General features: G+C 69.2%; 21 protein-coding genes and 1 tRNA gene. 10 read left to right on the forward strand and 12 right to left on the reverse strand.

What is annotated here, in order from left to right:
• Nucleotides 1-51: 51 nt before the first annotated feature.
• The 4 genes from AC3AGO_RS34175 to tgmA form a co-directional block, all read right to left on the reverse strand.
• A complete protein-coding gene (locus AC3AGO_RS34175; protein ID WP_487824177.1) occupies nucleotides 52-981 on the reverse strand; it encodes a LysR family transcriptional regulator in 930 nt (309 codons plus the stop codon).
• Nucleotides 982-1,158: 177 nt separating this feature from the next.
• Entirely contained in the window at nucleotides 1,159-2,736 is a 1,578-nt protein-coding gene (gene dctA, locus AC3AGO_RS34180; protein ID WP_487824178.1) for a C4-dicarboxylate transporter DctA, read from the reverse strand.
• 320 nt (nucleotides 2,737-3,056) lie between these two features.
• Nucleotides 3,057-3,203 (reverse strand): hypothetical protein, encoded by a 147-nt coding sequence (locus tag AC3AGO_RS34185; RefSeq protein ID WP_487824179.1) that lies wholly within the window; start codon nucleotides 3,201-3,203, stop codon nucleotides 3,057-3,059.
• Between the two features lie 182 nt (nucleotides 3,204-3,385).
• Nucleotides 3,386-3,679 (reverse strand): putative ATP-grasp-modified RiPP, encoded by a 294-nt coding sequence (gene tgmA / locus AC3AGO_RS34190; RefSeq protein WP_487824180.1) that lies wholly within the window; start codon nucleotides 3,677-3,679, stop codon nucleotides 3,386-3,388.
• Between the two features lie 981 nt (nucleotides 3,680-4,660).
• On the opposite strand from tgmA, the gene AC3AGO_RS34195 reads away from it, so the two are divergent.
• Nucleotides 4,661-5,902 (forward strand): helix-turn-helix domain-containing protein, encoded by a 1,242-nt coding sequence (locus AC3AGO_RS34195; RefSeq protein WP_487824181.1) that lies wholly within the window; start codon nucleotides 4,661-4,663, stop codon nucleotides 5,900-5,902.
• Nucleotides 5,903-5,920: 18 nt separating this feature from the next.
• Nucleotides 5,921-6,394, forward strand: a complete 474-nt coding sequence (locus AC3AGO_RS34200) for a hypothetical protein (protein WP_487824182.1) — start codon at nucleotides 5,921-5,923, stop codon at nucleotides 6,392-6,394.
• A gap of 254 nt (nucleotides 6,395-6,648) precedes the next feature.
• Here the strand turns inward: AC3AGO_RS34200 and AC3AGO_RS34205 are convergent, their stop codons facing one another.
• Nucleotides 6,649-7,617, reverse strand: coding sequence for an MBL fold metallo-hydrolase (locus tag AC3AGO_RS34205; RefSeq protein ID WP_487824183.1), 969 nt, complete (start codon nucleotides 7,615-7,617; stop codon nucleotides 6,649-6,651).
• Between the two features lie 467 nt (nucleotides 7,618-8,084).
• Between AC3AGO_RS34205 and AC3AGO_RS34210 the strand changes: the two genes are divergently transcribed.
• Together AC3AGO_RS34210 and AC3AGO_RS34215 are read left to right on the forward strand one after the other, a co-directional pair.
• Nucleotides 8,085-8,486: a hypothetical protein gene (locus AC3AGO_RS34210; RefSeq protein WP_487824184.1), complete on the forward strand. Its 402-nt coding sequence runs from the start codon at nucleotides 8,085-8,087 to the stop codon at nucleotides 8,484-8,486.
• 53 nt (nucleotides 8,487-8,539) lie between these two features.
• The gene (locus AC3AGO_RS34215; protein ID WP_487824185.1) at nucleotides 8,540-10,189 is read left to right on the forward strand and encodes an FAD-binding oxidoreductase; all 1,650 of its coding nucleotides are present in this window, start codon (nucleotides 8,540-8,542) and stop codon (nucleotides 10,187-10,189) included.
• A gap of 168 nt (nucleotides 10,190-10,357) precedes the next feature.
• Here AC3AGO_RS34215 and AC3AGO_RS34220 read toward each other — a convergent pair whose 3' ends face one another.
• The 3 genes from AC3AGO_RS34220 to AC3AGO_RS34230 all read right to left on the reverse strand — a co-directional run bounded on the left by AC3AGO_RS34220 (nucleotide 10,358) and on the right by AC3AGO_RS34230 (nucleotide 13,069).
• Complete coding sequence (locus AC3AGO_RS34220) at nucleotides 10,358-11,434, reverse strand: metallophosphoesterase (RefSeq protein ID WP_487824186.1); 1,077 nt, start codon at nucleotides 11,432-11,434, stop codon at nucleotides 10,358-10,360.
• A 293-nt stretch (nucleotides 11,435-11,727) separates the two neighbouring features.
• Nucleotides 11,728-12,684, reverse strand: a complete 957-nt coding sequence (locus AC3AGO_RS34225) for an MBL fold metallo-hydrolase (protein ID WP_487824187.1) — start codon at nucleotides 12,682-12,684, stop codon at nucleotides 11,728-11,730.
• Between the two features lie 124 nt (nucleotides 12,685-12,808).
• A complete protein-coding gene (locus AC3AGO_RS34230; RefSeq protein WP_487824909.1) occupies nucleotides 12,809-13,069 on the reverse strand; it encodes a hypothetical protein in 261 nt (86 codons plus the stop codon).
• Between the two features lie 262 nt (nucleotides 13,070-13,331).
• On the opposite strand from AC3AGO_RS34230, the gene AC3AGO_RS34235 reads away from it, so the two are divergent.
• Nucleotides 13,332-13,405 (forward strand) — tRNA-Met (locus tag AC3AGO_RS34235).
• A gap of 298 nt (nucleotides 13,406-13,703) precedes the next feature.
• Nucleotides 13,704-14,315 (forward strand): GNAT family N-acetyltransferase, encoded by a 612-nt coding sequence (locus AC3AGO_RS34240; protein ID WP_487824188.1) that lies wholly within the window; start codon nucleotides 13,704-13,706, stop codon nucleotides 14,313-14,315.
• 289 nt (nucleotides 14,316-14,604) lie between these two features.
• Here AC3AGO_RS34240 and AC3AGO_RS34245 read toward each other — a convergent pair whose 3' ends face one another.
• Entirely contained in the window at nucleotides 14,605-15,168 is a 564-nt protein-coding gene (locus AC3AGO_RS34245; RefSeq protein WP_487824189.1) for a dihydrofolate reductase family protein, read from the reverse strand.
• 402 nt (nucleotides 15,169-15,570) lie between these two features.
• Between AC3AGO_RS34245 and AC3AGO_RS34250 the strand changes: the two genes are divergently transcribed.
• Nucleotides 15,571-15,924 carry a hypothetical protein gene (locus AC3AGO_RS34250; RefSeq protein ID WP_487824190.1) on the forward strand — a complete coding sequence of 118 codons (354 nt, stop codon included), beginning with the start codon at nucleotides 15,571-15,573 and terminating at the stop codon, nucleotides 15,922-15,924.
• Between the two features lie 203 nt (nucleotides 15,925-16,127).
• Here AC3AGO_RS34250 and AC3AGO_RS34255 read toward each other — a convergent pair whose 3' ends face one another.
• Entirely contained in the window at nucleotides 16,128-16,496 is a 369-nt protein-coding gene (locus tag AC3AGO_RS34255) for a VOC family protein (protein ID WP_487824191.1), read from the reverse strand.
• On the opposite strand from AC3AGO_RS34255, the gene AC3AGO_RS34260 reads away from it, so the two are divergent.
• Nucleotides 16,486-16,680, forward strand: coding sequence for a hypothetical protein (locus AC3AGO_RS34260; RefSeq protein ID WP_487824192.1), 195 nt, complete (start codon nucleotides 16,486-16,488; stop codon nucleotides 16,678-16,680). The genes AC3AGO_RS34255 and AC3AGO_RS34260 overlap by 11 nt on opposite strands.
• A 475-nt stretch (nucleotides 16,681-17,155) precedes the next feature.
• On the opposite strand, the gene AC3AGO_RS34265 is transcribed toward AC3AGO_RS34260, so the two are convergent.
• Nucleotides 17,156-17,563, reverse strand: coding sequence for an STAS domain-containing protein (locus tag AC3AGO_RS34265; protein ID WP_487824193.1), 408 nt, complete (start codon nucleotides 17,561-17,563; stop codon nucleotides 17,156-17,158).
• A gap of 695 nt (nucleotides 17,564-18,258) precedes the next feature.
• Between AC3AGO_RS34265 and AC3AGO_RS34270 the strand changes: the two genes are divergently transcribed.
• Both AC3AGO_RS34270 and AC3AGO_RS34275 read left to right on the forward strand, forming a co-directional pair.
• Nucleotides 18,259-18,693, forward strand: coding sequence for a DUF3662 domain-containing protein (locus tag AC3AGO_RS34270; RefSeq protein ID WP_487824194.1), 435 nt, complete (start codon nucleotides 18,259-18,261; stop codon nucleotides 18,691-18,693).
• A gap of 183 nt (nucleotides 18,694-18,876) precedes the next feature.
• Nucleotides 18,877-19,311, forward strand: a complete 435-nt coding sequence (locus tag AC3AGO_RS34275; protein ID WP_487824195.1) for an ATP-binding protein — start codon at nucleotides 18,877-18,879, stop codon at nucleotides 19,309-19,311.
• Nucleotides 19,312-19,480: 169 nt separating this feature from the next.
• On the opposite strand, the gene lysA is transcribed toward AC3AGO_RS34275, so the two are convergent.
• On the reverse strand, nucleotides 19,481-20,791 hold the full coding sequence (gene lysA, locus AC3AGO_RS34280) for a diaminopimelate decarboxylase (RefSeq protein WP_487824196.1): 1,311 nt from the start codon (nucleotides 20,789-20,791) through the stop codon (nucleotides 19,481-19,483).
• Nucleotides 20,792-20,872 lie beyond the last annotated feature (81 nt).

Below are 20,872 nucleotides of genomic sequence, written 5' to 3' on the forward strand. Positions count from 1 at the left end.
GCAGTAAGCAGGGGTGTCGACAGGCCTCAGCGGCCGCCCCGTACGGCCCCGTCAGCCGTGATCCGCGGAGAACACGTCGAGGCCGGAGTCCTGCGCCCGCCGGCCGGCCAGCGAGCGGGTGAGGCGCAGGAACGACGCGGCCCCCGGGGTGAGAGGGGCCGGGAGGCTGATCATCGCCACATGCAGACTGGCGGTGTGTTCGACGGGCGCCACCACGGCCCCGCTCCGCCGCGCCAGCCGGATCCACGCCGAGGGCAGGACGGCGACACCGACGCCGGTGAGGACCAGCGGCAGAATCGACGTCCTGTGGTCGACGACCGTGACGATCTCCGTACCGGTGCCGCCGGCGGTGATGTCGTCGACGATGCTGCGCATCAGACTGCCGGGACGGGTGGCGATGAGCTGCTGACCCGCCAGCTCCTCCGGACGAATCGGCGCCCCGTCCTCGACCGGCCCGCCCGGTGCGGCCACCACGACGAACGGCTGCTCCTCAACTGGCAGCACATCCAGTCCTGTTACGTGTACGGGGGCTGCCGAGCCCAACAGGCCCAGCTCACACGCCCCGCTGCGCACCATGGAGACGACCTCGTCCGGCGTGAAGGCCGCCTGGGCGCTCACCGTCACGCCCGGGTGCAGCTGCGCGAAACGGTGAATGAGGCTGCTCAGCGGCTCGATGCCGGGGGAGGGCATGGTGGCCACCTCCACCGTGCCCCGGGCCAGCCCGGACAGCGACGCCGCGGCATCCCGTACGGCCGTCATGTCGCGCAGCACACGCCTGCTGGGGCCGAGCAGTTGAGCACCCGCCTCGCTCAGCACGACCCCGCGGCCCACCCGGTGGAAGAGGGCAACTCCGAGATCGGCCTCCAGATTGGCCATCGCCTGCGACAACGACGGTTGCGCCACGTGCAGCGCGGCGGCCGCCTTGCTGAAGCCCCCGTGCTCGACGATGGCAAGGAAGTACTCAAGTTGCCTGGCGTCCATGACCCCTCCACGGTGCCTGCTCCGCGAACAACAGGCGGAGCCTATCGATCGAGGTCGGGGCGGGTACGGAGAGGGCCCACACCGCTCGCACGGGCCCGCCATCCCGTGCGGCAGGGCGCGCTACTGCCCATGCCCGCGTGGCAGTTGAGAGGGGTGTGGGGCGCCACGGACCCGGTCTCAGTGTTTCGTGACGTCGACGCTCTGCTGCGTACCGGTGGGGCTTCCACTCGGGCTGCCGTCCAGATCGCCGCCCGTGCTGTCGCCGTCCCCGTTCGCGTCGAGGGCGCCCGGCGCGGAGGTGACTGCGGAGCCGCGTGGCCCGGCTTCCGCGAGAGCTGCCCCACCCGTGTACGCGTCGACGGCCGCCACCGCCTTCAACTCGCCATCCGCTGCGTCCAAGTCGCCATCCGCCGCGTCCGCCTCCGCGCCCGTACGCTGATGGCGTACGTGCGCGATGTCGCCGGCCAGGACGGCGCGGGCCCGTGGCAGGTCCAGGTTCTTCTCCCACTTGGCCACGAACAATGTGGCGACCGCGTTGCCGTAGAAGTTCACCAGCGCACGGCACTCGGACATGAACTTGTCGATGCCGAAGATGAGCATGATGCCGGCGGCGGGAACGTGGCCCACCGTCGACAGCGTCGCCGTCAGCGCGATGAACCCGCCACCGGCCACACCCGCCGCGCCCTTCGACGTCAGCAACATCACGGCCAGCAGGCCCACTTGCTGACCGATCGAGAGCGGCGTGTCCGTGGCCTGCGCGATGTAGAGAGTGGCCAGCGAGAGGTAGATGGCGGCGCCGTCGAGGTTGAAGCTGTAGCCGGTCGGTACGACCAGCCCGACTGTCGACCGTTCCACGCCCATGAACTGGAGCTTGCGCATGAGACCCGGCAGTGCGGGCTCGGCCGTCGACGTACCGAGCACCAGGAAGAACTCCTCCTTGAAGTAGCGGAAGAGCTGGAAGATGTTCAGCTTCACGTATGCGGCCAGCACCCCGCCGAGCACCACGACGACGAACAGGATCGACGTCGCGTAGAACAGCGCGATCAGCGAACCGAGGCTGCTCAGCGTGGACAGCCCGAACTTGCCGATCGCGTACGCCATCGCCCCGAACGCGCCCAGCGGAGCGGCCTTCATGACGAAGGACAGCACCTTGAACACCACTTCGGTGAGGCGGTTCACGCTCGCGATGATCGGCTCACCCACGCTGCCCACGGCCTTCAGCGCGATACCGAAAATCACGGCCAGGAAGATGACCTGGAGGATCTCGCCCTCGACGAACGCGCCGAAGAAGCTGTGCGGCACAAGGTCAGTGAGGAACTCCCACCACTGCTGGTGCTCACCGCTCTTGATGTACTGATCGGCCTCCCCCGACGTACTGATCGCCGAGGGGTCGGCGTGGACGCCGTCGCCCAGCCGGAAGACGTTCATGGCCACGAGCCCCGCCAACAGCGCGACGATCGTACCGATTTGGAAGTAGGTCAGGGCTTTGACGCCCGTCAGCCCGACCTTCTTGAGGTCCGCGACTCCGGCGATGCCGCCGATGATCGTGAGGAACACGATCGGCCCGATGAGCATCTTCATCGCGTCGATGAACGTGGTGCCGATCGGCTCCATCGAGGCGCCGAGATCCGGCCAGCGCCAGCCCAGCAGAATGCCGATGACGATCGCTGCGAGCACCTGCACGTAGAGCTGCCGGTACCACGGTTTCGACGGCGCGCCGATTGCGGCCTCGGCAGGTGGCGGGGTGTGCGTCATTGCAACCTCCTCAGGCAGTGAACTGCCCGCCCCGACTGCTCCCAGGGCACGCGTCGGCGCGCGTCTCCCGTGGGACCGCGCGCGAACAGACAGAGCGGGACCCGCGCGGCCCGAGCCCGTCCGGCACCACGCGTACTGGCAGCCACAGTGAACCGGCCCACACGACCCGGGTCCACGACCAAAAATCGATGCCCCGCATAGGCCCCACCTATGAGATGCGCGGACGCCTCCGTGGCGACGCCGAGGAGGCCGTAGCCGCCGCTTTCGATCAGCTGTTGATGCGCTGGGAGACTGTCCTGCGACACGGGAACCCCGGCCGCCTACGGCCGGCTGGTGCTCGGACACGCCGAGCCGCGCTCCTCGCCCAGCACGGTGGCCGCCATGAGGTGTGGGAAGGCGAACGCGGACGGGCGCCGGTAGTACAGCGCGCGGACGTCGCCGAGGCCGGCGATGCGCGTCGGTGTCACAACGCTTCCCTGCCACCGCGCCGCGTCGCCCCCGATGTGGGCGGAACACGACAAAGTCGCGGGGAAGTGACCGGAGCCGAGCCGCACGACAGGGACACCCCGGTCGTGCAGCTCGGCAATCACGAGATCGGCGGTCGGGTCCTCGTCGTTCGTGACGACCTGAACCGGGCGGGCATCGTGTGTCACTGGTCGGTGTCGTTCTCGGTGTCCGTGTCACCGCCGCCGTGACCGTCGGGCGAGGTGCCGGTCGCCGGGTTGGTGCCGGTGCTCGTGCCGTGCCCCGGGCCCATCACGGGCATGCCGGCCTCGTCGAAGTACCGGGCCGTCTGCGTGTCCGGGTCGATCTCCGCGCGGGCGTGCTGCGGCGTCTTGCCGGTCGGGTACGAGGTCAGACGGCGCAGACCCCAGGGGGCGGGTGTGAGGTGACCCTGCGGGAGCGGGCTACCGGTCGGGATGCGCTCGGCGTGGTTGAACATTGCGTACCTTCCTTGGTGCTTCGTTGTGCGTGTTGGGGGAACAGCCATTCGCCCGCCTGAAGTCGGTTCCAGGACCAGCTGGCCAGGCGGAACATCAGCTGGAACAGGTGCAGTTCGACAGGACTGATGCCACGACAGTGAGGCAGCCCAGCACGACGGAGGTGAAGAAGATGGGGCCCGCGAACTGGAAGACTGAGTCCTTCAACTCAGTCATCCGACGCCTTGTGCGGCTTCCGCGCTCGGCGGCGTGCTTCGTCATCGGCGCCTCCGGCGGCTGGGAGGCGCGGCCTTGACCGGCGGGGGAGCGGGGGCGCAGCTGTCGCACAGGAACAACGTGCGGCCGGGGCCTGAGCACTGCTCGACATAGTGCGGATGGTCGGCGCTGCACGGTTTCTGACAACGGGCGCAGAAGTACGGGCTCATGCTGGCGTCCCCTGTGCGCGCTTGTAGAGCTTGAGGGAAAGCCGGACTTGGTGAGCCAGGCCGCGTAGGTGGGCGTTCGCGTACACCCACTCGGAGGGAAGGGAGTCGGGTGCTTCCCAGGGAGTTCCGGCGAGTGGATCGTGATGCGGATGGAGAACACGCATGTGGTCGCGCAGCTTTGAGTCCAAGGTGCGGATGCTCGCCAGGGTGGGCATGGCGCCGTGCAGGAGAGCCTCACTGAGGGTTGTTTCGATGGCCCTTACGTCCACACACAAGTACGTGTCGGCGGCAGCAGCCGTTGTGTGGCGTTCCCTCTTGCATGTCGATGGGCGAGGATCTGACGGAGTTTCGCTTCGCATCTCGGGGACTCCTTCCGCAAGGCACAGCGCGGGGGATGTGAAACTCGCTTTTGCGCTGGCGAATTGGGGTTGATGACACTCAGTCAACGATCAATTGCAGCGTTGGGGCCATCGCGCATGCGGCCTCCGCATACGGTTATGCGCGCCGCGGGTACGGACACGTGCGAGAGCGGGTGGAGACCCATAACTTGGGGGACTCATGGAATGGAAGACGCAACCGGTTCAGGAAGCGTCCCGCAGCGGGAACTACGGAGGGCTGATCGAGCTGGCCCGGCAGGCCGCCGGGATGACCCAACTCCAGCTCGGGCAGGCCCTGGGCATGTCCCAGTCCGCCGTCTCCCGCCTCGAGAAGCGCGGCACGGCCGCATACAGCACGGACGTCCTCGCGGCGGCATCCGCACACCTGGGTATCCCTCCGGGGCTCGTAGGGCTTGCAGACAGCCGGCGCGCGGTGAGAGACGAGTCAGAAGTCGTGGAACGACGCGGATTCATCGGCGGGGTGGTCGCCACGGCGGCATCCCCGGCAATTGCAGCCCTGCCCAACCCTGCGGCACAGGCCGCCACAGACCAGGCCGCCTCTTTGCGGCTGAACACCACCGCTTACCGCAGACTGGACAGTTCCACGCCCTCCCGGGACCTGTCCGAGGCCGTACACGCCCACTTGCGACTGATCCAGAACGTCACGCACTCCGCATCTGAAAGCAAGCGTCCACATCTGGCTGCGGTCGCGAGTGAAGCCGCTTCCTTCGCCGGGTGGCTGGCCTGGGACATGGGGGACAGCGGATCAGCGCGCACGTGGTACGGGACCTCGGTCAAAGCCGCACGTGCCGCAGGCGACCCGCTGCTGAGTGCGTACCAGATCGGCAGCCTCGCCCAGTTCGAAGCACACGCGGGAAACCCGACCGAAGCTTTCAACCTCACCCGCAGAGCGCACCGCACCCTGGGCGCACAGCGTCCGGCTGTGGCAGACGCGTGGCTGCATTCGGTCGAAGCGCTCGCGCACGCGGCCGCCGGCGACCGACGCAGCAGCGACAGGGCACTGTCATCCAGCCTCGCCGGCGCCCAGTCGTTGCCCGAGGAACCGCCGCCGTGGCCCTGGGTGTTCACCTTCGACCCCGCCAAGGTGGCTGCATGCAGAGTGACCTGCGGCGCGCGCTTGGGCCTGGAGGACTGGGTGCTCGACGAGAACGTTGAGGCGTTGACTGCTGGGCGCCCGAAGCAACGTGCGCTGGTGCTGCTGGACATCGCCGCAGGTCACCTGGCAGCCGGAAGGGCCGACGCCGCTTTTGCCCTGGCCGCCCGCGCGCTGGAGACAGGCTTGCACTACCGTTCCGGCCGCATCGTGGAGCGGGCACGCGGACTGCGCCGCACCTTGTCCACCAACTCCCCGCCCAAGGTGGTGCGGGACTTCGACGAGCGCCTTCATGGCGTCTACCTGTAGAGAGGGACACGGAACTTCATGCGCCTAGGGATCACCGGACACCGCGGCCTCCCCATCGAAGTCGAGCAGCAGGTGAAGAAGCTGCTCGATGAGACAGTGCGCGGGTACGACCCAACCGAATTGGTAGCCCTCTCCTGCATCGCGGATGGCCCCGACGCATGGTTCGCCGAGGCCGTCCTGGGGCACGGCGGCCGACTGGAAGTGGTGGTGCCGGCCGCCGAGTACCGCGACGGGCTCCCCGGGTGGCACCACCCGGTGTATGACCGGCTGCTCAACCATGCCAGCGATGTGCATGAGACCGGCATGACCGCTTCCACCGAGGAAGCCCACATGGCAGGCAGCGAGATCCTGGTCGGCCTCGCGGACGAGCTCCTTGCCGTCTGGGACGGACAGCCTGCCCGTGGGTATGGCGGGACGGCGGACGTCGTCGCGTACGCCGAACGTAACGGCACTCGCGTACGGGTGCTGTGGCCCGAAGGCGCTTCCCGGTAGACGCTCGCTTCGGCCGGGGCCGTGGGCGAATTGGCCTAGACAGTGGCTGTGTTGTGCCAGATGCCGCGGAGGCCGGCGGCGAACGAAACCGGGGCCGAACGCGGCCACGACGCCCGGCGCGCCATGGGGGGGTGGCGCCATGTGAGTGCGGCGCAGGACGTCCAGGATCGCGGCGCCGAATTCCACTTCAGGGCGGGCGGGTTCTGGATCCGGTAGAGCTGGGCTATGTCCTCAGGAGGAGTGCCGAGTTCCGGCTAGCCTCCCACGGCCTGCGCGTCCAGGTCCTGCCGCATGCGAGCGATCAAGTCCGTGATGCCCATCTGCGGCAGCCCGGCAGCAGACTCCGCTCCGGCGGCGCGGTAGCCGGCCAGCAGCACGCTTGCCGCCCGTTCCGGCTGCTGCCAGCGGTCGTCGGTCGGCATCCGGACAGCCGCCTCCATCAGCGGCAGCCCCGCGGCCACGGACTTGGCCGCATACGACGCCAGCCGCTCCAAATACCCCAGCAGTTCGGCGACTTCGCGTCGCCCGACGATCGGCCCGTGCCCCGGGACGTACGTACTGGCGCCGGTGTCGAGTAACGTCTGCAGCGCCTCCAGCCACCCCGTCAGCGGCTGCCCCCAGGAGATCGGATGGTCACCGAAGAAGAGCACGTCTCCGCCGAAGACGACGCCGGAGTCCGGCACGTGTGCGACGGTGTCACCCTTCGTATGTGCGGGTCCGACCTGAATGAGCTCAACTTCCCGGCCCCCGACGGCCATTTCGTGGCGGCCGGTGTAGGTCGTATCCGGCTTCCGGGGGCCATCGGACGGTAGACCGGTCACATCAACCCAGCCCATGTGCTCGCGGAAGTAGTTCCCGCCCGCGCCGGCATCCCCGGGTGCCGCTCCGGCGCCTTCGGTCATCGCGCGCAGCCGCGCGGGGGTGAGCTCGTGGGGGATCTCGTCAGCGGTCGCCGCGGAACACACGATCTCCGTGGCCTCCGGGAGCGCCACGGAGCCCCAGGTATGGTCGCCGTTCCCGTGGCTGTAGACCGCGCACTCCAGGTGCGGGGCACGCTCTTGTGCGGCTTCCACCAACTCGGCGCCCTGGGCGCGAGTCATCCGGCAGTCGAACAACAGCCCCCGCCCGTGCTCACCGGCCACGAGGGCGGCGTTGGACCAGCCCCACCCCTCCCGGTCGGCAAGATACGCCCACACACCCGCCGAGATCTCGCGCACCTGCACTGTTACGTCCCCTCGCTCATCCGTCGGCGCCTGGCCCTTTGACGGTATCGGCGCGCCTTGCGCAGGGGGCCGGATTCCGCCGATCACCGTGTGCGGGTCCATCGCCCCCGTCGTCACGCCGTTCACCGACAACGGCGACTCGACGTCTCCTTCGTACTCAAGGAACGCCCAGGCGTCTCCCTCGCCGACGCGGAAGCAGACTCACCGGACGAGCCGTCAGATCCCGCCGCCGACAAGTCCGTCAGCCCTCAGGGCCCCGCAAAGGAGTCGCCGGCATGACGGAGCCGAGAGACGCACGCCCCGCCCGGAACCCTTGGCGAGTGGCCGCCCGCCGACGTCTCAAGGGTCTGCTGGCACCGGGCCGCTACTTCGTCGGCCGGGAATGTCCTGGTCGCGGCCGACGAGGCGGGTGTGGCGGGTCTCCACGGACGTTGGCGTCGGTGATCTCGGGCTGGTAGACATCCGGCATGGCCAATCGAATACAGAGTGTCCAGTCCAGGACCGTGTACGTGTCGGACGCGTTGCAGGATCGCCTGGACACCTACTGCGTCCAGGGCGAGGGCGGTGACCGCACGGCGACATCGGTGGTGTTCGCGGCCATCGAGCACTTCCGCGGGGAACTGCCGGAACTGATGCGCACCGCCCGGGCGCGCCTTGCCTCCCCATGGGCTCAGAAGGATGTCCACTATCTCGGTTCCGGACGGGTGCAGGTACGCGTTCGTCCCGAAGAGGGCCAAGAGGCCGTGCTGGACGAGGTGTCCGCCGAGCTCGGCGTACCGGTGACGACTTGGCTGCCGCCGCTGCTCAACGCGTACCTGCCCGGACGCAAGGAACCGGGGAACATGCCCTGGCTCGTACAGGAGCACTGAGGCCGGCCCGCTTCGCGCACAGGGACGGTCAACAACCGTACGGTGGAGGACACATGGTGAACACTCGCTCCTGGTGGGGCTGGGGCGATGACGCTTCGGCGCTGTCCGCGACGGAGGCCGCCGAACTCGTCGAGAGGGTGGCCGCCTTCTTCCCGGGGCACGACTTCTCCGACCATGTGCCGCCCGCCCCGGGCGACCTCCCCGTACCCGCGCCGCGCATCAAAGCGCCCGACTCGCTGGCGCATCTGGTCTCGGACGACGTGACCGACCGGCTGTCCCACAGCCGCGGGAAGGCGTTCAGGGACGTCGTACGCAATCTGCAGGGCCGGACCACGTACGTCACCGATCTCGTCGCCCGGCCGGCCAGTGAACGGGACGTGACCGACGTACTCGACTGGTGTGCCAGGGAGTCGGTCGCGGTCATCCCGTACGGCGGCGGCAGTTCGGTGGTCGGCGGGGTCGAACCGCGTATCGACGGACCGGCGTTGACGCTGGACCTCGAACGCCTCGACCAGGTCGTGGAGGTCGACACAGAGAGCAGAGCGGCCCGCGTACAGGCCGGTGTCTACGGTCCGCACCTCGAAGACCAGCTCCGGCCGCACGGGTTGACGCTCCGGCACTTCCCGCAGTCGTTCGAGTTCTCGACGCTCGGCGGCTGGCTGGCCACCCGCGCGGGCGGCCACTTCGCCACCCTGTACACGCACATCGACGACCTCACCGAGTCGCTCCGCGTCGTTACACCGGCCGGAACCGGTGAGTCGCGCCGGCTGCCCGGCTCCGGCGCCGGGCCCTCGCCGGACCGGATGTTCCTCGGCTCCGAGGGCACCCTCGGCGTCATCACCGAAGCATGGATGCGCCTCCAGGACCGGCCGCGGTGGAAGTCGACGGTCTCGGTCGGATTCGACGCCTTCCACGACGCGGTCGCCGCCACCCGCGCGATCGCTCAAGCGGGCCTCTACCCCTCCAACTGCCGCCTCCTCGACCCGACCGAGGCGTTGCTCAACGCCGGCGTCTCCGTCACCGGCGGGCTGCTCGTGCTCGGTTTCGAATCGGCACACCACCCCGTCGACGAGTGGCTCACTCACGCCCTCGCCCTCGCGCGCGACCACCGCGGCACGCCACTCGGCGACGCGCAGCACAGCGACGTCCAGCACAGCGACGCTCAACACAGCGACGCGCGGCACAGCGAGACCGCGCAGCCCGGGGCAGCCGCGGCCTGGAAGTCGTCCTTCATCCGCATGCCCTACCAGCGGGACGCGCTCGCACGGCGGAGCATGATCGTCGAGACCTTCGAAACGGCGTGTACGTGGGACCGGTTCCACGCCCTGCACTCCGCCGTCGTCTCCGCCGCGCAGTCAGCACTCGACAAGGTGTGCGGCGGCGGGGTGCTGACGTGCCGGTTCACGCATGTCTACCCGGACGGTCCCGCGCCCTACTTCGGCATCTACGCACCCGGCCGCTGGGGGAGCGTCGTCGCCCAGTGGGACGAGATCAAGGCCGCGGTCTCGGAGGCGATCGCCGCCAACGGCGGGACCATCACGCACCATCACGCGGTCGGCCGCGACCACCGCCCCTGGTACCAGCGCCAGCGCCCCGACCCGTTCGCCGCGGCACTCCGAGGCGCCAAGCAGGCCCTCGACCCCGCCGGGATCCTCAACCCCGGTGTCCTCGCGCCCTCTTCACGAGACAGCTCCGACAGCTGACAAGGCCGAGCCCGGCCTGCTTCGCGCTGATACGTCAACTCCCGTGGATTGATACGTCAGTTACGTCGAGCGGCGCGGCTGCCTTGGGGCTCATACGCCGGGCCCGTACGCCGGGTCCGTAGGCCGGGCCCGTACGCCGTGCCCGTACGCCTGGCCCGTACGCCGACGTCAGCTCGCGAGCCGGTCCGTGCGGGTGTGGCGATAGGCGTGCGTGTACGCGGACGTCTCCGGGTCGACGGTGTACGCGTCCGTGACGACCCGCCCGGCGCTGATCGAGAGCATCATGAAGCCGAGCGTGTCGTACGCCTCCCAGAACGCCTTGTTCTCCGGCTCGGCCGCCCGTCCCTTCGTCTTCGCGGCCGCGCCGCAGACGATCTGCTGGGTGCCCCGGTACGCGGCGCCGGTGTCCAGGATCTGCAGGGTGTGGTCGTGCCCGGAAAGGAGGAACTCGGCCTTTCCGCACACCACTTCCTCGTACAGCTTCTTGACGTGCTTCCCGCTCATGTAGTCGCCGCAGGAGACGCCCTCGTACGCGCCCGCGTTGCCGTGCGTGCCGTTGTTGCGCAGCGGGTGGTGGGCGAAGACGAACTTCCAGCGGGCGCGGGAGGCGGCGAGCGACTCGGCCAGCCAGTCCCGCTGCTTGCGAGCGAAGGGCCCGTCCCAGTGGTACTCGGGATCGGTCTGCAGCACGTACGAGGACAGCGGCGTGGTGTCGAGGGCGAAGAACTCAGCGACGGGGGCCTGTTGGGGGACGGCGACGGAGTAGTACCGGCCGGGCATGTACCAGCGGGCCGAGTGCTGGTGGTAGGCCACCTCGTGGTCACCGCGGGAGGGACGGCCGCCGCTGCCGGGGATGACGCCACTGGTGTCGTGGTTGCCCAGCACCATCAGCCAGGGAACGTCGATGCCCTTGTTCGGCTCCTCGAACTTCGAGGTGAACTCGTCGTCCGTGACCTCTTCCGGGCCGTTCTCGTAGATGTTGTCGCCGAGCCCGATCGCGAGGTCCACGCCGCGCTCCTCGCACAGCTTCCGCGCGGCGGTCGCGACGGCGAACTGCTCCGGCTCGCCCGTCCCCGCGTCCCCCGTGAGCAGCACGTTCAACTCGGCCTTGTCAGGTATCGGGAACTTGGCCGTACCGCCCTCGGCCGCCACCGCCTGCCACCCGGACGCGCCCAGCGCGACCGCCGTACCCACCCCGCCGACACCCGCGAGCATCGCACGTCTGCTGATTCCGCGTCCCTGCATCCTCCGGCCCCTCCCGCGTCGCTTGCCCCACAGACAATCCCGGCAGGGTAAACGCAGCCCGGACCGTCCGGGACGGCCCGATGAATCCCGGCAAGAGGCCTTCACGACACGGGACCGCCTCCCTCACGCGACGCCCACGCCTCGCAACGTCATCTCCCGTATGCGTCAACGCAGTTGAGCCCCCCCCGGAGCGCCGGCTACCCCCGCGGCCCGCCCCGGTCACGGCCGGGCGCCCGTGCCTCCGGCGGGCCGCGGCTTGCGGGGAAGTGCCGGCCCGCTCGTGTCCGCGGCGATCAGGATGCCGACTGCTGCGCCGCAGCCCCCGCCAGCGCGTGCGAGTGCGCGGCGATCAGGGCCGTCATGCCCAACTGGGGCAGCTGCTCGCTCAGTCCGGCCGCGCGGTAGCCTGCCAGCAGGACGCTGATGGCGCGCTCGGGCTGCCGCCACCGCAGGTCCGTGGGCATCCGCAGCGCCGCCTCCCGCAGCGGCACACCCGCGGTCGCCGATTCGGTGGCGAACGCCTCCAGCCGCGCGAGGTAGTCCAGCAGCTCACGCACCTTCCGGCGGCCGACCACCGGACCGTGCCCGGGGACGAACACCTTCGCTCCCGTCTCCAGCAACAGCTCCAGAGCCCGCAGCCACCCCGACAGCGGAACACCCCAGGAGATCGGGTGGTCGGTGAAGAAGAGCACGTCCCCGGCGAACACGGTGTCGGCGTCCGGCACATGCGCGATCACATCGCCCGCGGTGTGCGCCGGACCGACCCGTACGAGCTCCACGTGCCGGCCGCCCACGTTCAACGGCAGCCGGTGCTCGAACGTACGGTCCGGAAGCCGCGGCCCCGCGTCCGGCGTCCCTTCCAGGTCGAACACCGAGAAGTGCTGCTGCAGGTAGGCGGTCCCACTCTCCGCGGGCGCATCCGCGGCCAGCACCTCGCGCAGCTGCGCCGGACTCGTCTCGTTCGGGAGCTCGCGTGCCGTGGCCGCGGAGGCGATCACCTGCGCCGACTCCGGCAACGCCACCGAGCCCCAGGTGTGGTCCGGATTGCTGTGCGAGTAGACCGCGAACTCCAGGCCGCCCGGCGCGTGTTGGAGGGACGTCGCCACCAGGTCCTCGCCCTGCCGCGCGGTCATCCCGCAGTCGAAGAGCAACCCGCTTCCGTCCTCGCCGGCGACCAGAGCGGAGTTGCTCCAACCCCAGCCCGCCTCGTCGGCCAGAAAGGCCCGTATCCCCGCGGCGATCTCACGCACCTGCAACGTCCCGTTCCCCTTCACCCTCAGCGCCTGGTCCCCGCGACGGTATCGGCGGCACGCCGGACGAGTCCAATAACGCCAGGTCACAGCGGTTCCGCTCGAAGACGGGGGAGGGGCGGACTCAGGGCGCGTCGCCCTGCCAGTCCCACAACTCGGCGCCGGCCGACCGCGGTTCGTAGAGCGCGCGGCCACCCGCGCCGTACTGGCCTATCTCGGTGTGCAGCGCGGCCCCCTCGGTCAGCTCCCGGTCGGTCCAGCCGGTGACATCCAGGAGCATCCCGTCCAGCGGCCCACCGACCAGCTCCCGGTAGGAGCGGCCGGGAGAGGGGGCGGGGTCCTCCGGGTCGGCGCCGTAGACCCGGCGCTGCGGCAACTCGTCCATCATGCCGACATCCTGGCAGCCGGCACTGACATCGCGACGGCTGGTCGTGGCGCGCAGCTGGGTCGGCCCGTACGTGCCGGGGTCTGCGCCCCTCTGTTGTGCGGCGAGTCTGTTGTGCGGCGAGGACGCGTGTTTACGGCGAGGACCCGCGCCACCCCCTGCGCCCGGGGCCGGGCACCGTACGTGGAGACCCCCGCGGGGCCGCTGCGGCAGGCGGCTGTCACGAGCAGGGGCTGTGGTGCTGTAGTGTTCTTTTCACCGCCGCGGGGTGGAGCAGCTCGGTAGCTCGCTGGGCTCATAACCCAGAGGTCGCAGGTTCAAATCCTGTCCCCGCTACTCAGGTCCGAAGGCCCGGTGCGCACTGCGCGCCGGGCCTTCGTCGTGTTCACGTGACTGCGGCGGCAGCTCCGGTTCATCAGCACTGCGCCGGCAGTCCCCGTTCATCAGCGGCCCGTTGTGGAATCCGACGGCGGCCGGCTGCCGCACCCTCAGCGAGCCGCTACGTGTCACATCCGCTGATATGTGACGCTCTGTCAGGTCGGAATCCTGTGGAGGACAACGCCCGGGTGCGGTCGGCGGAACGCTCCGAGCGCCCGGACTGCCCGCGACCGGGGCGGAGAGACGGAGACACGGCATGAGCTGGCCGGACATGGCGGCGACCACGCTGGAGAACGAGTACGTCCGGCTGCGGCCGATCGACCGGGACGACCACGCGTCGTTGTACGCCCTCGCGAGGGATCCCGAGATCTGGCGCTATACCGTCGACCAGGTCGAGACCCGCACCGATTTCGACGCGTTCTTCGAGGGCGTGCTCTGCGAACACCTGGCGGGGCGGCGCGTCGTCTTCCACGTCACGGACAAGCGCAGTGGCCGTGCCGCGGGCAGCAGGAGCTTCTGCAACATGAGCGAGTCCGATGGCCGCTTGGAGATCGGCAAAGCCTGGCTCGGCCGCGAGTTCCAGGGGCGGGGCGTCAGTCGCTGGGTGGACTACCTCATGATGGAGCACGCCTTCGAGCGTATGGAGGCCGAGCGTGTGGAGTTCAAGACGCACGTGCGGAACGAGCGGGCCCGTCGCGCACTGCGCAACATCGGCGCCACCGAGGAGGGCATCCTGCGCAGCTACGACCTCATGCTCGACGGATGCCGCCGCGACGTCGTCTTCTTCAGCGTGCTGCGAGCCGAGTGGCCGCTGGTGAAGCAGCAGTTCGCGCGCGGCGCTGACCGAGTGAGCACCTCGCGCACGTGAACGCGAACGCAGGTGAACGCGAAGATGCTCGCTCAGACGCTCCGGCCGCTGGAGCGGGACGGTGCCGCTGGGCAGCTTCGTTTGTCTCTGCGGGGCGGTGGGCGCGACGGGTCTGCGCACGACGGGCCCGGATCGGGTCGGCGGCCTCGGAGCGTATGCCGAAGCCGGTGAACGGTGGGGTCCGACTCGCTTTCGGCAGGCGGCAGTTCAGGTCGCTTCACGGAGGCCATGACGCCGAGAGGACGTCACGGGCCGGCCCGTACTGCCCAGGGCTCGGCGGACGACGGGGCTAACGCGTCACGCGGTGGCGGAGGTAGACGACTTTCGAGTTGAAGGTGCGGGTCTCGACGAGTTCGAGATCCACGCGGCGTTCGTGCCGGGGGAAGAACGGGATGCCGCCGCCGACCAGCACCGGGTAGACCATGGTCCGGTACTCGTCGATCAGACCCGCCGCGGCCGCCTCGGCGGCGAGAGTCGCGCCGCCGATCGCGATCTCGCCCTCTCCCGGCTCGGCCCGCAACCGCTTGATCTCCTCCGCCAGGCCGCCGGAGGCCAGGCGGGCGTTGCCCTGCACCGCAGAGAGAGTGGTGGAGAAGACCACCTTGGGGAGCGGGTTCCAGAGCGCGGCCCACTCGAGCATCGAGTCGTCGAGCGAGGGATCCTGATCGGCCGTCTCCCAGTACAGCATCGTCTCGTACAGCCGCCGTCCCAGCAGATGGACGCCGACCTCTCGAATCTCGTCGATCCAGAAGCGAAAGACGTCCTCGTCGGGCGCCGTCCACTCGAAGTTGCCGTCCGGCCCGACGATGTAGCCGTCCAGCGAGACGCCCATCGAATAGGTCACGCTGCGCATCGGAAGACCTCCTCGTCGACGGATTCGACAGTATGACCACCGAACGCCGGAGAACTCATCGCGACGCGCGGGATCCCCCGGGCCCCCGGGCCGAGTCCCCCGGCAGGGGCGTGGACCATGACGCGGGCATGACCTCCGCCATTTCTCCGGCCCTCGCGGAGCACTCGCCCCGCACGGTGGTGGGAGTGATGACGTTGACGCTCAACGTGGCTGAGCCGCTGCTGCAGGGCCAGTTCGGGAGGGGCGTTCGATGCGGTGCCCGCTGCTGCTGATCGGCTGGGCTGGAGTGGGGCCGGGGCTCTTGCAGGCCATCGACAGCGCGGGGGAGGGGAGTGCCAAGCCCATTGAAACTGCGCCATCTTGAAGTGGCTGGTCAAGGTGCTGGTGTGATGTCGTTTCGGGGTGCTCGTGCCGGCCGTGGCCGAGCGGGTGTGGCAGCGGATGAACGAGCAGCTCGCCGACGAGCGCACGGAGGCCGGGTCGCCGGTGGTCCAGGTGGCAGGTCGGGCGGTGCGGCTGGTCCCGGACCGTGGGCCGGGGGTGGCTGAGTCCGCACTGCCAGCGGAGTACCAGCGCATCCTGACCGCGGTGCGGCAGGCCGCCGGCCCGGTCTCCACCCGGCAGATCGGCGAGGTGCTGGGCTTGGACACCGGGGTACAGGGCAAGCTGGAGCCGTTGCGCGGGAAGCTCACGAAGCCGGCCGACCGCGGCTGGCTGCACAAACGACCCGACGGGAAGTTCACCACCCGCCCGTGACCGGTCCGCACGGCGATCGGGGCGTGGCCGCGAAGGCCCCTCGCCTGGACCGCGCCCTGAAGAAGATCGCCCGGCGGGGCGGCGAGGTCGTCCTGATCGACGGCACCCTCATCCCCACCCAGCGCTGTACCGGAGAGGCGAACCGCCCGAACTACTCCGGCAAGCATCGCCGCCACGACCAACACAAGCACCGCGGAACAGCGTCACCGGGCCGGGATCGGCTGAGTGAGGTTCACCGGGTTGCCGTCGGGGTCCTTGATGTGGGCGACGCGCTGTCCCCACGGCATGTCGTTGGGGCCTCCGCTGACCGAGCCGCCCAGCGCCTCCACCCGGCCGAGCGTCTCGTCGACGTCGTCGACGCCGATGCTGAGCAGGATCCGCGACGCTGCCCCGGTCCCCGGGTTCGCCTTGGCCACCAGCCCGAGGTCGGTGTCGCCGATGCGCAAGCCGAGGTAGAAGGCCGGGCCTTCCGCCGGCACCCGGAAGTTCTCCTCAGCGCCGAACAATTTCGTATAGAAGCCGAGCAGAACGTCCTGGTCGGCAGTCAGGATCACTGGCTGGATGGTGGACATGGCACTCCTGTCGAGAACGGTCGTGTCGCTGGATAGACCGTTCGAGGACGGTGAACTCATCGGCAAAACCGCCCCGCCGGACGATCTACAACACAGGCTGCTGCCCACGACCAGCACGAGCACCCCGAAACGAGGTCACGCCGCCCCGCTGACCAGCCTCTTCAAGAAGGCGGAGCTTCATTGACAGGCCAAGCCTTGTCGGCAGCGGGGTGTGGGCCCATGCTTCGGGCATGCGGTGAACTACGTGGCTGCCAGTGGTGATTACGGCGGGGATCGGCGTATTGCTGGGCTGGTGTGCAGCGTTCGCGCCCCGCGTGGATCGTGCGGCACGACGGTCTGTCCGGGACCGTTCGCGGCGGGCTCGGGTCGCAGAAGCGCGGGCTGATGACGGGTCAGCTTCAGTCGGCGCGGCGGCCGCACCAGCACTGCCATCCGTCACCCATAACCCCGTGTAACCCGGTCACTGACGATCTGGGGTACTGGCCGCGCCAGTGATGCTTGTCAGCAGACTGTGCTGCGGGGCGGCCCCTGAGCTTGCCGTTGTGGTCGCTCCAGTGAGGGGGGAGTCAGGCGACTGCTGGGTAGCCGTCGTGGACGCCGCTGCGGCACTGGCCGCGCCACGGGGCCGTCACCGGGCGGTAGTTGCTCACCCGTACCGCCTACGTGGTGGGGGAGTTGACCAGGGGCGGCCAGGTGGGGCGGGTGGCGGCGGGGAGGGTGCCGAGTGCGTGGCGGACGGTGGGGTAGCAGGCGAGGATCTCCTGGGTCTGGGTGAGCACCAGCAGCCGCACCAGGCGGGCTCCGGGGGAGGCCAGCAGCAGGTGCCCGTTCAACTGGCGGCACAGCCACTCAAGGGCCAGCAGACAGTTCAGCCCCCGCGAGTCGCAGAACCGCAGCGCCGTGAGGTCCAGCACCAGATACCGGTGCCCACGTGTGACCATCGTCCCGGCGTACGCGAGGAATTGCTGTTCGCCATGTACGTCCAGCTCGCCCGCCAGGCGCAGTACTGCGCACTGCGGGGTGTCGAACACGGTGGTGAGTCGCAGTGACGGTGGGCCCTTCGACATGGTCCCCTCCGGGCGTTGGACGTGCCGACTCCCCGACGCCGGTGAAGCCCAGGCTTCGGCAGGCCGGCTGCATTTCATCGTGGGCGCGGACCCCTGTGGGCCGGACTGGGGCGATCGCGCTTCGCTATCCCTCATGAGAGTTATATCCGCACAACAAGATCGGCCAACGGGCCGGACAGCGTGGCAGGTGGCAGAGCTGAAGCCGTGCCGGCCGCGTGATCTGTCCGGGAGGGCGCGCGATCTGTCCGGGAAGGGCAGAACGACCAGCCGGCCACCCCGGCAACGTACCCAGGAAATGGATGCCTTGGCCCGCGAAGCCGACCTCGACACGGCGGCCCTCGAACTGCGGGCGCTCCCGGCCTCGTAATTGCTCACCGCCCCCTTTTTCGAACGCAGCCTCAGGCCATATATGACGGAGCGTCGGCTTGAGGGCAGAGAAGCGCTGGGCAGCGGTGCCGGTATCACCGGGAAGGCGCTGGTCATGCGCCTTCCTGCCGCGCCAGTGCCAACTGAATTGCGATATCGCGGACAGGTGTCCGCGTACTGGTGTTCCCGACCGGCAACAGATTTGCCGCATCGTCCACTTCGGGCGTTTCCTCCCGGCTATTCGGGCTGTTGAGCATGGCAGACCGGAAAATTTCTGGAACACCGGAATGGGGGAACATGCTTCATGTGGAATCGGGGAGTCGAGCGCGATGAGACTCATCCGGAACTTCGAACGTGCCATGGAACGCTGGACACAGTCCGCCTGGTCGGTCGTGCGCCCGTCGCGCGCCAAGCCGATGGAAGTGGTGGCGGTGCTGCGCCGGGAGTGCGACGACAACGCGCTGATCATGAAGCGGGGCCGCACCCTGGTGCCCAATCACTTCACCATCGAACTGCCGCGCGCCGCGCACGGTCAACTCTCCGGCCACCGTGGGGACGTGTCGGCGCAGCTGGCAGCGCAGGTCCGCCGGCATGCGGCCGAGCGGCGGTACCACTTCACCGGCCCGGTCACGGTGCAGCTCACACCGCACGCGGGAGGGGATTCCGACCGTTACCGCGTCCGCAGCCACATTGTTCCCTGTCAGGCACCGGCCCCGTTCGACGATTCCACCAAAGCCCTCCCAGCGGTGAAGCCGAAGGAATGACGGGGATTAGGGAAGCGGCGCCCGGGTAAGTGACCGTGCACTCCGCTCCGGCAACGGCGCGGAATACGGGGCCTGTTGGGATACAGGCCCGCAGCGTGCCAGAGAAAGGAGGTGAGTCGTCGGCCCGGCATCTCCAGCAACCGACCGGAATTCCAGCTTCCATCTCGGCCAGAGGGGATACGCATGAGCTCCACCGACACTCTCCAGCACAGCTACCACAGCAATGGAGCCGGGCCCGAAACCCGCACCAGTATGCTGAACAGCAGTGCCCAGGCCCGCGATATCACCCGCGGATACCTGTGCGCGCTCTCCTCCGCGCCGTCCCCGGAGACCATGGACAACGTCCTGCTGGTGGTCTCCGAACTGGTCACCAACGCGTTCCAGCACGCCTCCGGGGTCACCGAGTTCGGCCTCACCATGCACCGGAGCATGCTGTACGTCACGGTGGCCGACGCCAGCTCATCGCTGCCCCGTCAGCGCACGCCCGACGTCGCGGGCAATGACCTGGGAGAGACCGGCGGCTTCGGATGGCCACTGGTGCAGTACTTCGCCCACCAGATCGACATCCGGCTCGGACCCGACCACACCAAGACCATCCGGGTCGGCCTCCCGCTGTAGCGCGGACACACCAGCCGCAGCCTCCTCCGGTGACTGATCAGCAGTGCAGCCAGCCAACGCACTGGCTGCACTGCTGACCACACCGGTGCTCGCCCATGGAGCCTGCCCTGGCGCACCAGACGGTGCATTCTGACGGCTCGCTCCGGGAAGGCCACGCGTGATGTGCTGGTCAGATCTGCCCGTCCGGCAGGGGGAGTTCGGCTGCGATCAGGTCGGCGTAGGTGTCGCGGCGGCGGATGAGGCGGCTGGACGCGGCGTCGATCAGGACCTCGGCGGGGCGTAGCGAGGAGTTGTACTGGCTGGCCATCGCCATGCCGTAGGCGCCGGCTCCGAAGACGGCGATCAGATCCCCTTCCGCCAGCGTGGGCAGGTTCCGGTCGCGGGCCAGATAGTCGCTGGACTCGCAGATGGGGCCTGCCACGTCGTAGCGGCCCAGGCCGGTGAATTCCATGTGCGCGGCCCGGCCGGGCGGCACGAGCCCGTCCGCGGGGCGTACCGGCCACAGGAAGTGGAACGAGTCGTAGAGCGCGGAGCGGATGAGGTTGGTCATTCCGGCGTCCACGACGGCGACTCGGTGCGGACCGGCGTCCTTCAGGTACCGCACCCGGGTCAGGAGCACTCCGGCGTTGGCGGCGATGGAACGCCCGGGCTCCATCACCACTCGGCCGCCCGCTGCGACAAAGGGCTTGAGTACGGGGGTGATGGCGGCCGCGTACGTGTCCCAGCCGGGAGCCAGACCGGTCTCGTAGTCGGCTGCGAACCCGCCGCCCATGTTGACCGACTCGATGACGTGGCCGTCGGCGCGGAGCTTGTCGACCAGTTCCACGATGCGGGTCAGCGCCCGTACGTAGGGCTCGGGGGAGTAGATCGGTGAGCCCAAGTGCACGTGGACGCCCACCAGTTGTACGCACTCCAGCGTCGCTCCGCGCGCGAAGAGGCCCGGTACGCGCTCCAGGTCCACGCCGAACTTGCCGCCCCGGGTGCCGGTGGTGGTCTTCAACGGGGTGCCCTGGGTGGCGACGTCCGGGTTGACGCGGACGGCGGCCCTGACCGTACGTCCGGCGCCCTCGGCCACCTTGGCGAGCAGTTCGAGCTCGGACTCGGACTCCACGTTCACACAGCCGATGCCGCACTCCACCGCCTCGCGCAGCTCGTCCTCGGACTTGCCGACGCCCGCGAAGACGATGCGTTCCGCGGGGATACCGGCGGCCAGCGCGCGGTAGAGCTCGCCCCCGCTGACCACGTCCGCGCCCGCCCCGCCGGCGCCGAGTTCCCGCAGCAGGTGGACGTTGCTGCAGGTCTTCACGGCGTAGCAGACGAGGGGATCGAGCTCGGCGAAGGCCGTGGACAGGTCGGCGAGATGGGTCCTGAACGTGTCCCGCGAGTAGACGTACGCCGGTGTGCCGTACTCGTCGGCCACGTCCTCCAGATTCACTTCCTCGCAGTGCAGCACTCCGTCATGGAAGTGAAATCTGTCCACCGAATTGTCCCTTCTGAGACGGGCGTCGGAGGGCGAGTGTAGCCACGTCCGGAGGCCCCACGGGCCGTCATGGGACGACAC

Source organism: Streptomyces sp. BL1 (assembly GCF_057628045.1).

Excerpts from the sequence above, each read along its gene's own strand:
- tgmA (WP_487824180.1), bottom strand. The coding sequence starts at position 3,679 with ATGTTCAACCACGCCGAGCGCATCCCGACCGGTAGCCCGCTCCCGCAG.
- AC3AGO_RS34220 (WP_487824186.1), bottom strand. The coding sequence starts at position 11,434 with ATGCAGGGACGCGGAATCAGCAGACGTGCGATGCTCGCGGGTGTCGGC.
- AC3AGO_RS34175 (WP_487824177.1), bottom strand. The coding sequence starts at position 981 with ATGGACGCCAGGCAACTTGAGTACTTCCTTGCCATCGTCGAGCACGGG.
- AC3AGO_RS34240 (WP_487824188.1), top strand. The coding sequence starts at position 13,704 with ATGAGCTGGCCGGACATGGCGGCGACCACGCTGGAGAACGAGTACGTC.
- AC3AGO_RS34255 (WP_487824191.1), bottom strand. The coding sequence starts at position 16,496 with ATGTCCACCATCCAGCCAGTGATCCTGACTGCCGACCAGGACGTTCTG.
- AC3AGO_RS34200 (WP_487824182.1), top strand. The coding sequence starts at position 5,921 with ATGCGCCTAGGGATCACCGGACACCGCGGCCTCCCCATCGAAGTCGAG.
- AC3AGO_RS34275 (WP_487824195.1), top strand. The coding sequence starts at position 18,877 with ATGAGCTCCACCGACACTCTCCAGCACAGCTACCACAGCAATGGAGCC.
- AC3AGO_RS34270 (WP_487824194.1), top strand. The coding sequence starts at position 18,259 with ATGAGACTCATCCGGAACTTCGAACGTGCCATGGAACGCTGGACACAG.
- AC3AGO_RS34230 (WP_487824909.1), bottom strand. The coding sequence starts at position 13,069 with ATGGACGAGTTGCCGCAGCGCCGGGTCTACGGCGCCGACCCGGAGGAC.
- AC3AGO_RS34195 (WP_487824181.1), top strand. The coding sequence starts at position 4,661 with ATGGAATGGAAGACGCAACCGGTTCAGGAAGCGTCCCGCAGCGGGAAC.
- AC3AGO_RS34245 (WP_487824189.1), bottom strand. The coding sequence starts at position 15,168 with ATGCGCAGCGTGACCTATTCGATGGGCGTCTCGCTGGACGGCTACATC.
- AC3AGO_RS34260 (WP_487824192.1), top strand. The coding sequence starts at position 16,486 with ATGGTGGACATGGCACTCCTGTCGAGAACGGTCGTGTCGCTGGATAGA.
- AC3AGO_RS34210 (WP_487824184.1), top strand. The coding sequence starts at position 8,085 with ATGGCCAATCGAATACAGAGTGTCCAGTCCAGGACCGTGTACGTGTCG.
- AC3AGO_RS34265 (WP_487824193.1), bottom strand. The coding sequence starts at position 17,563 with ATGTCGAAGGGCCCACCGTCACTGCGACTCACCACCGTGTTCGACACC.
- AC3AGO_RS34215 (WP_487824185.1), top strand. The coding sequence starts at position 8,540 with ATGGTGAACACTCGCTCCTGGTGGGGCTGGGGCGATGACGCTTCGGCG.
- dctA (WP_487824178.1), bottom strand. The coding sequence starts at position 2,736 with ATGACGCACACCCCGCCACCTGCCGAGGCCGCAATCGGCGCGCCGTCG.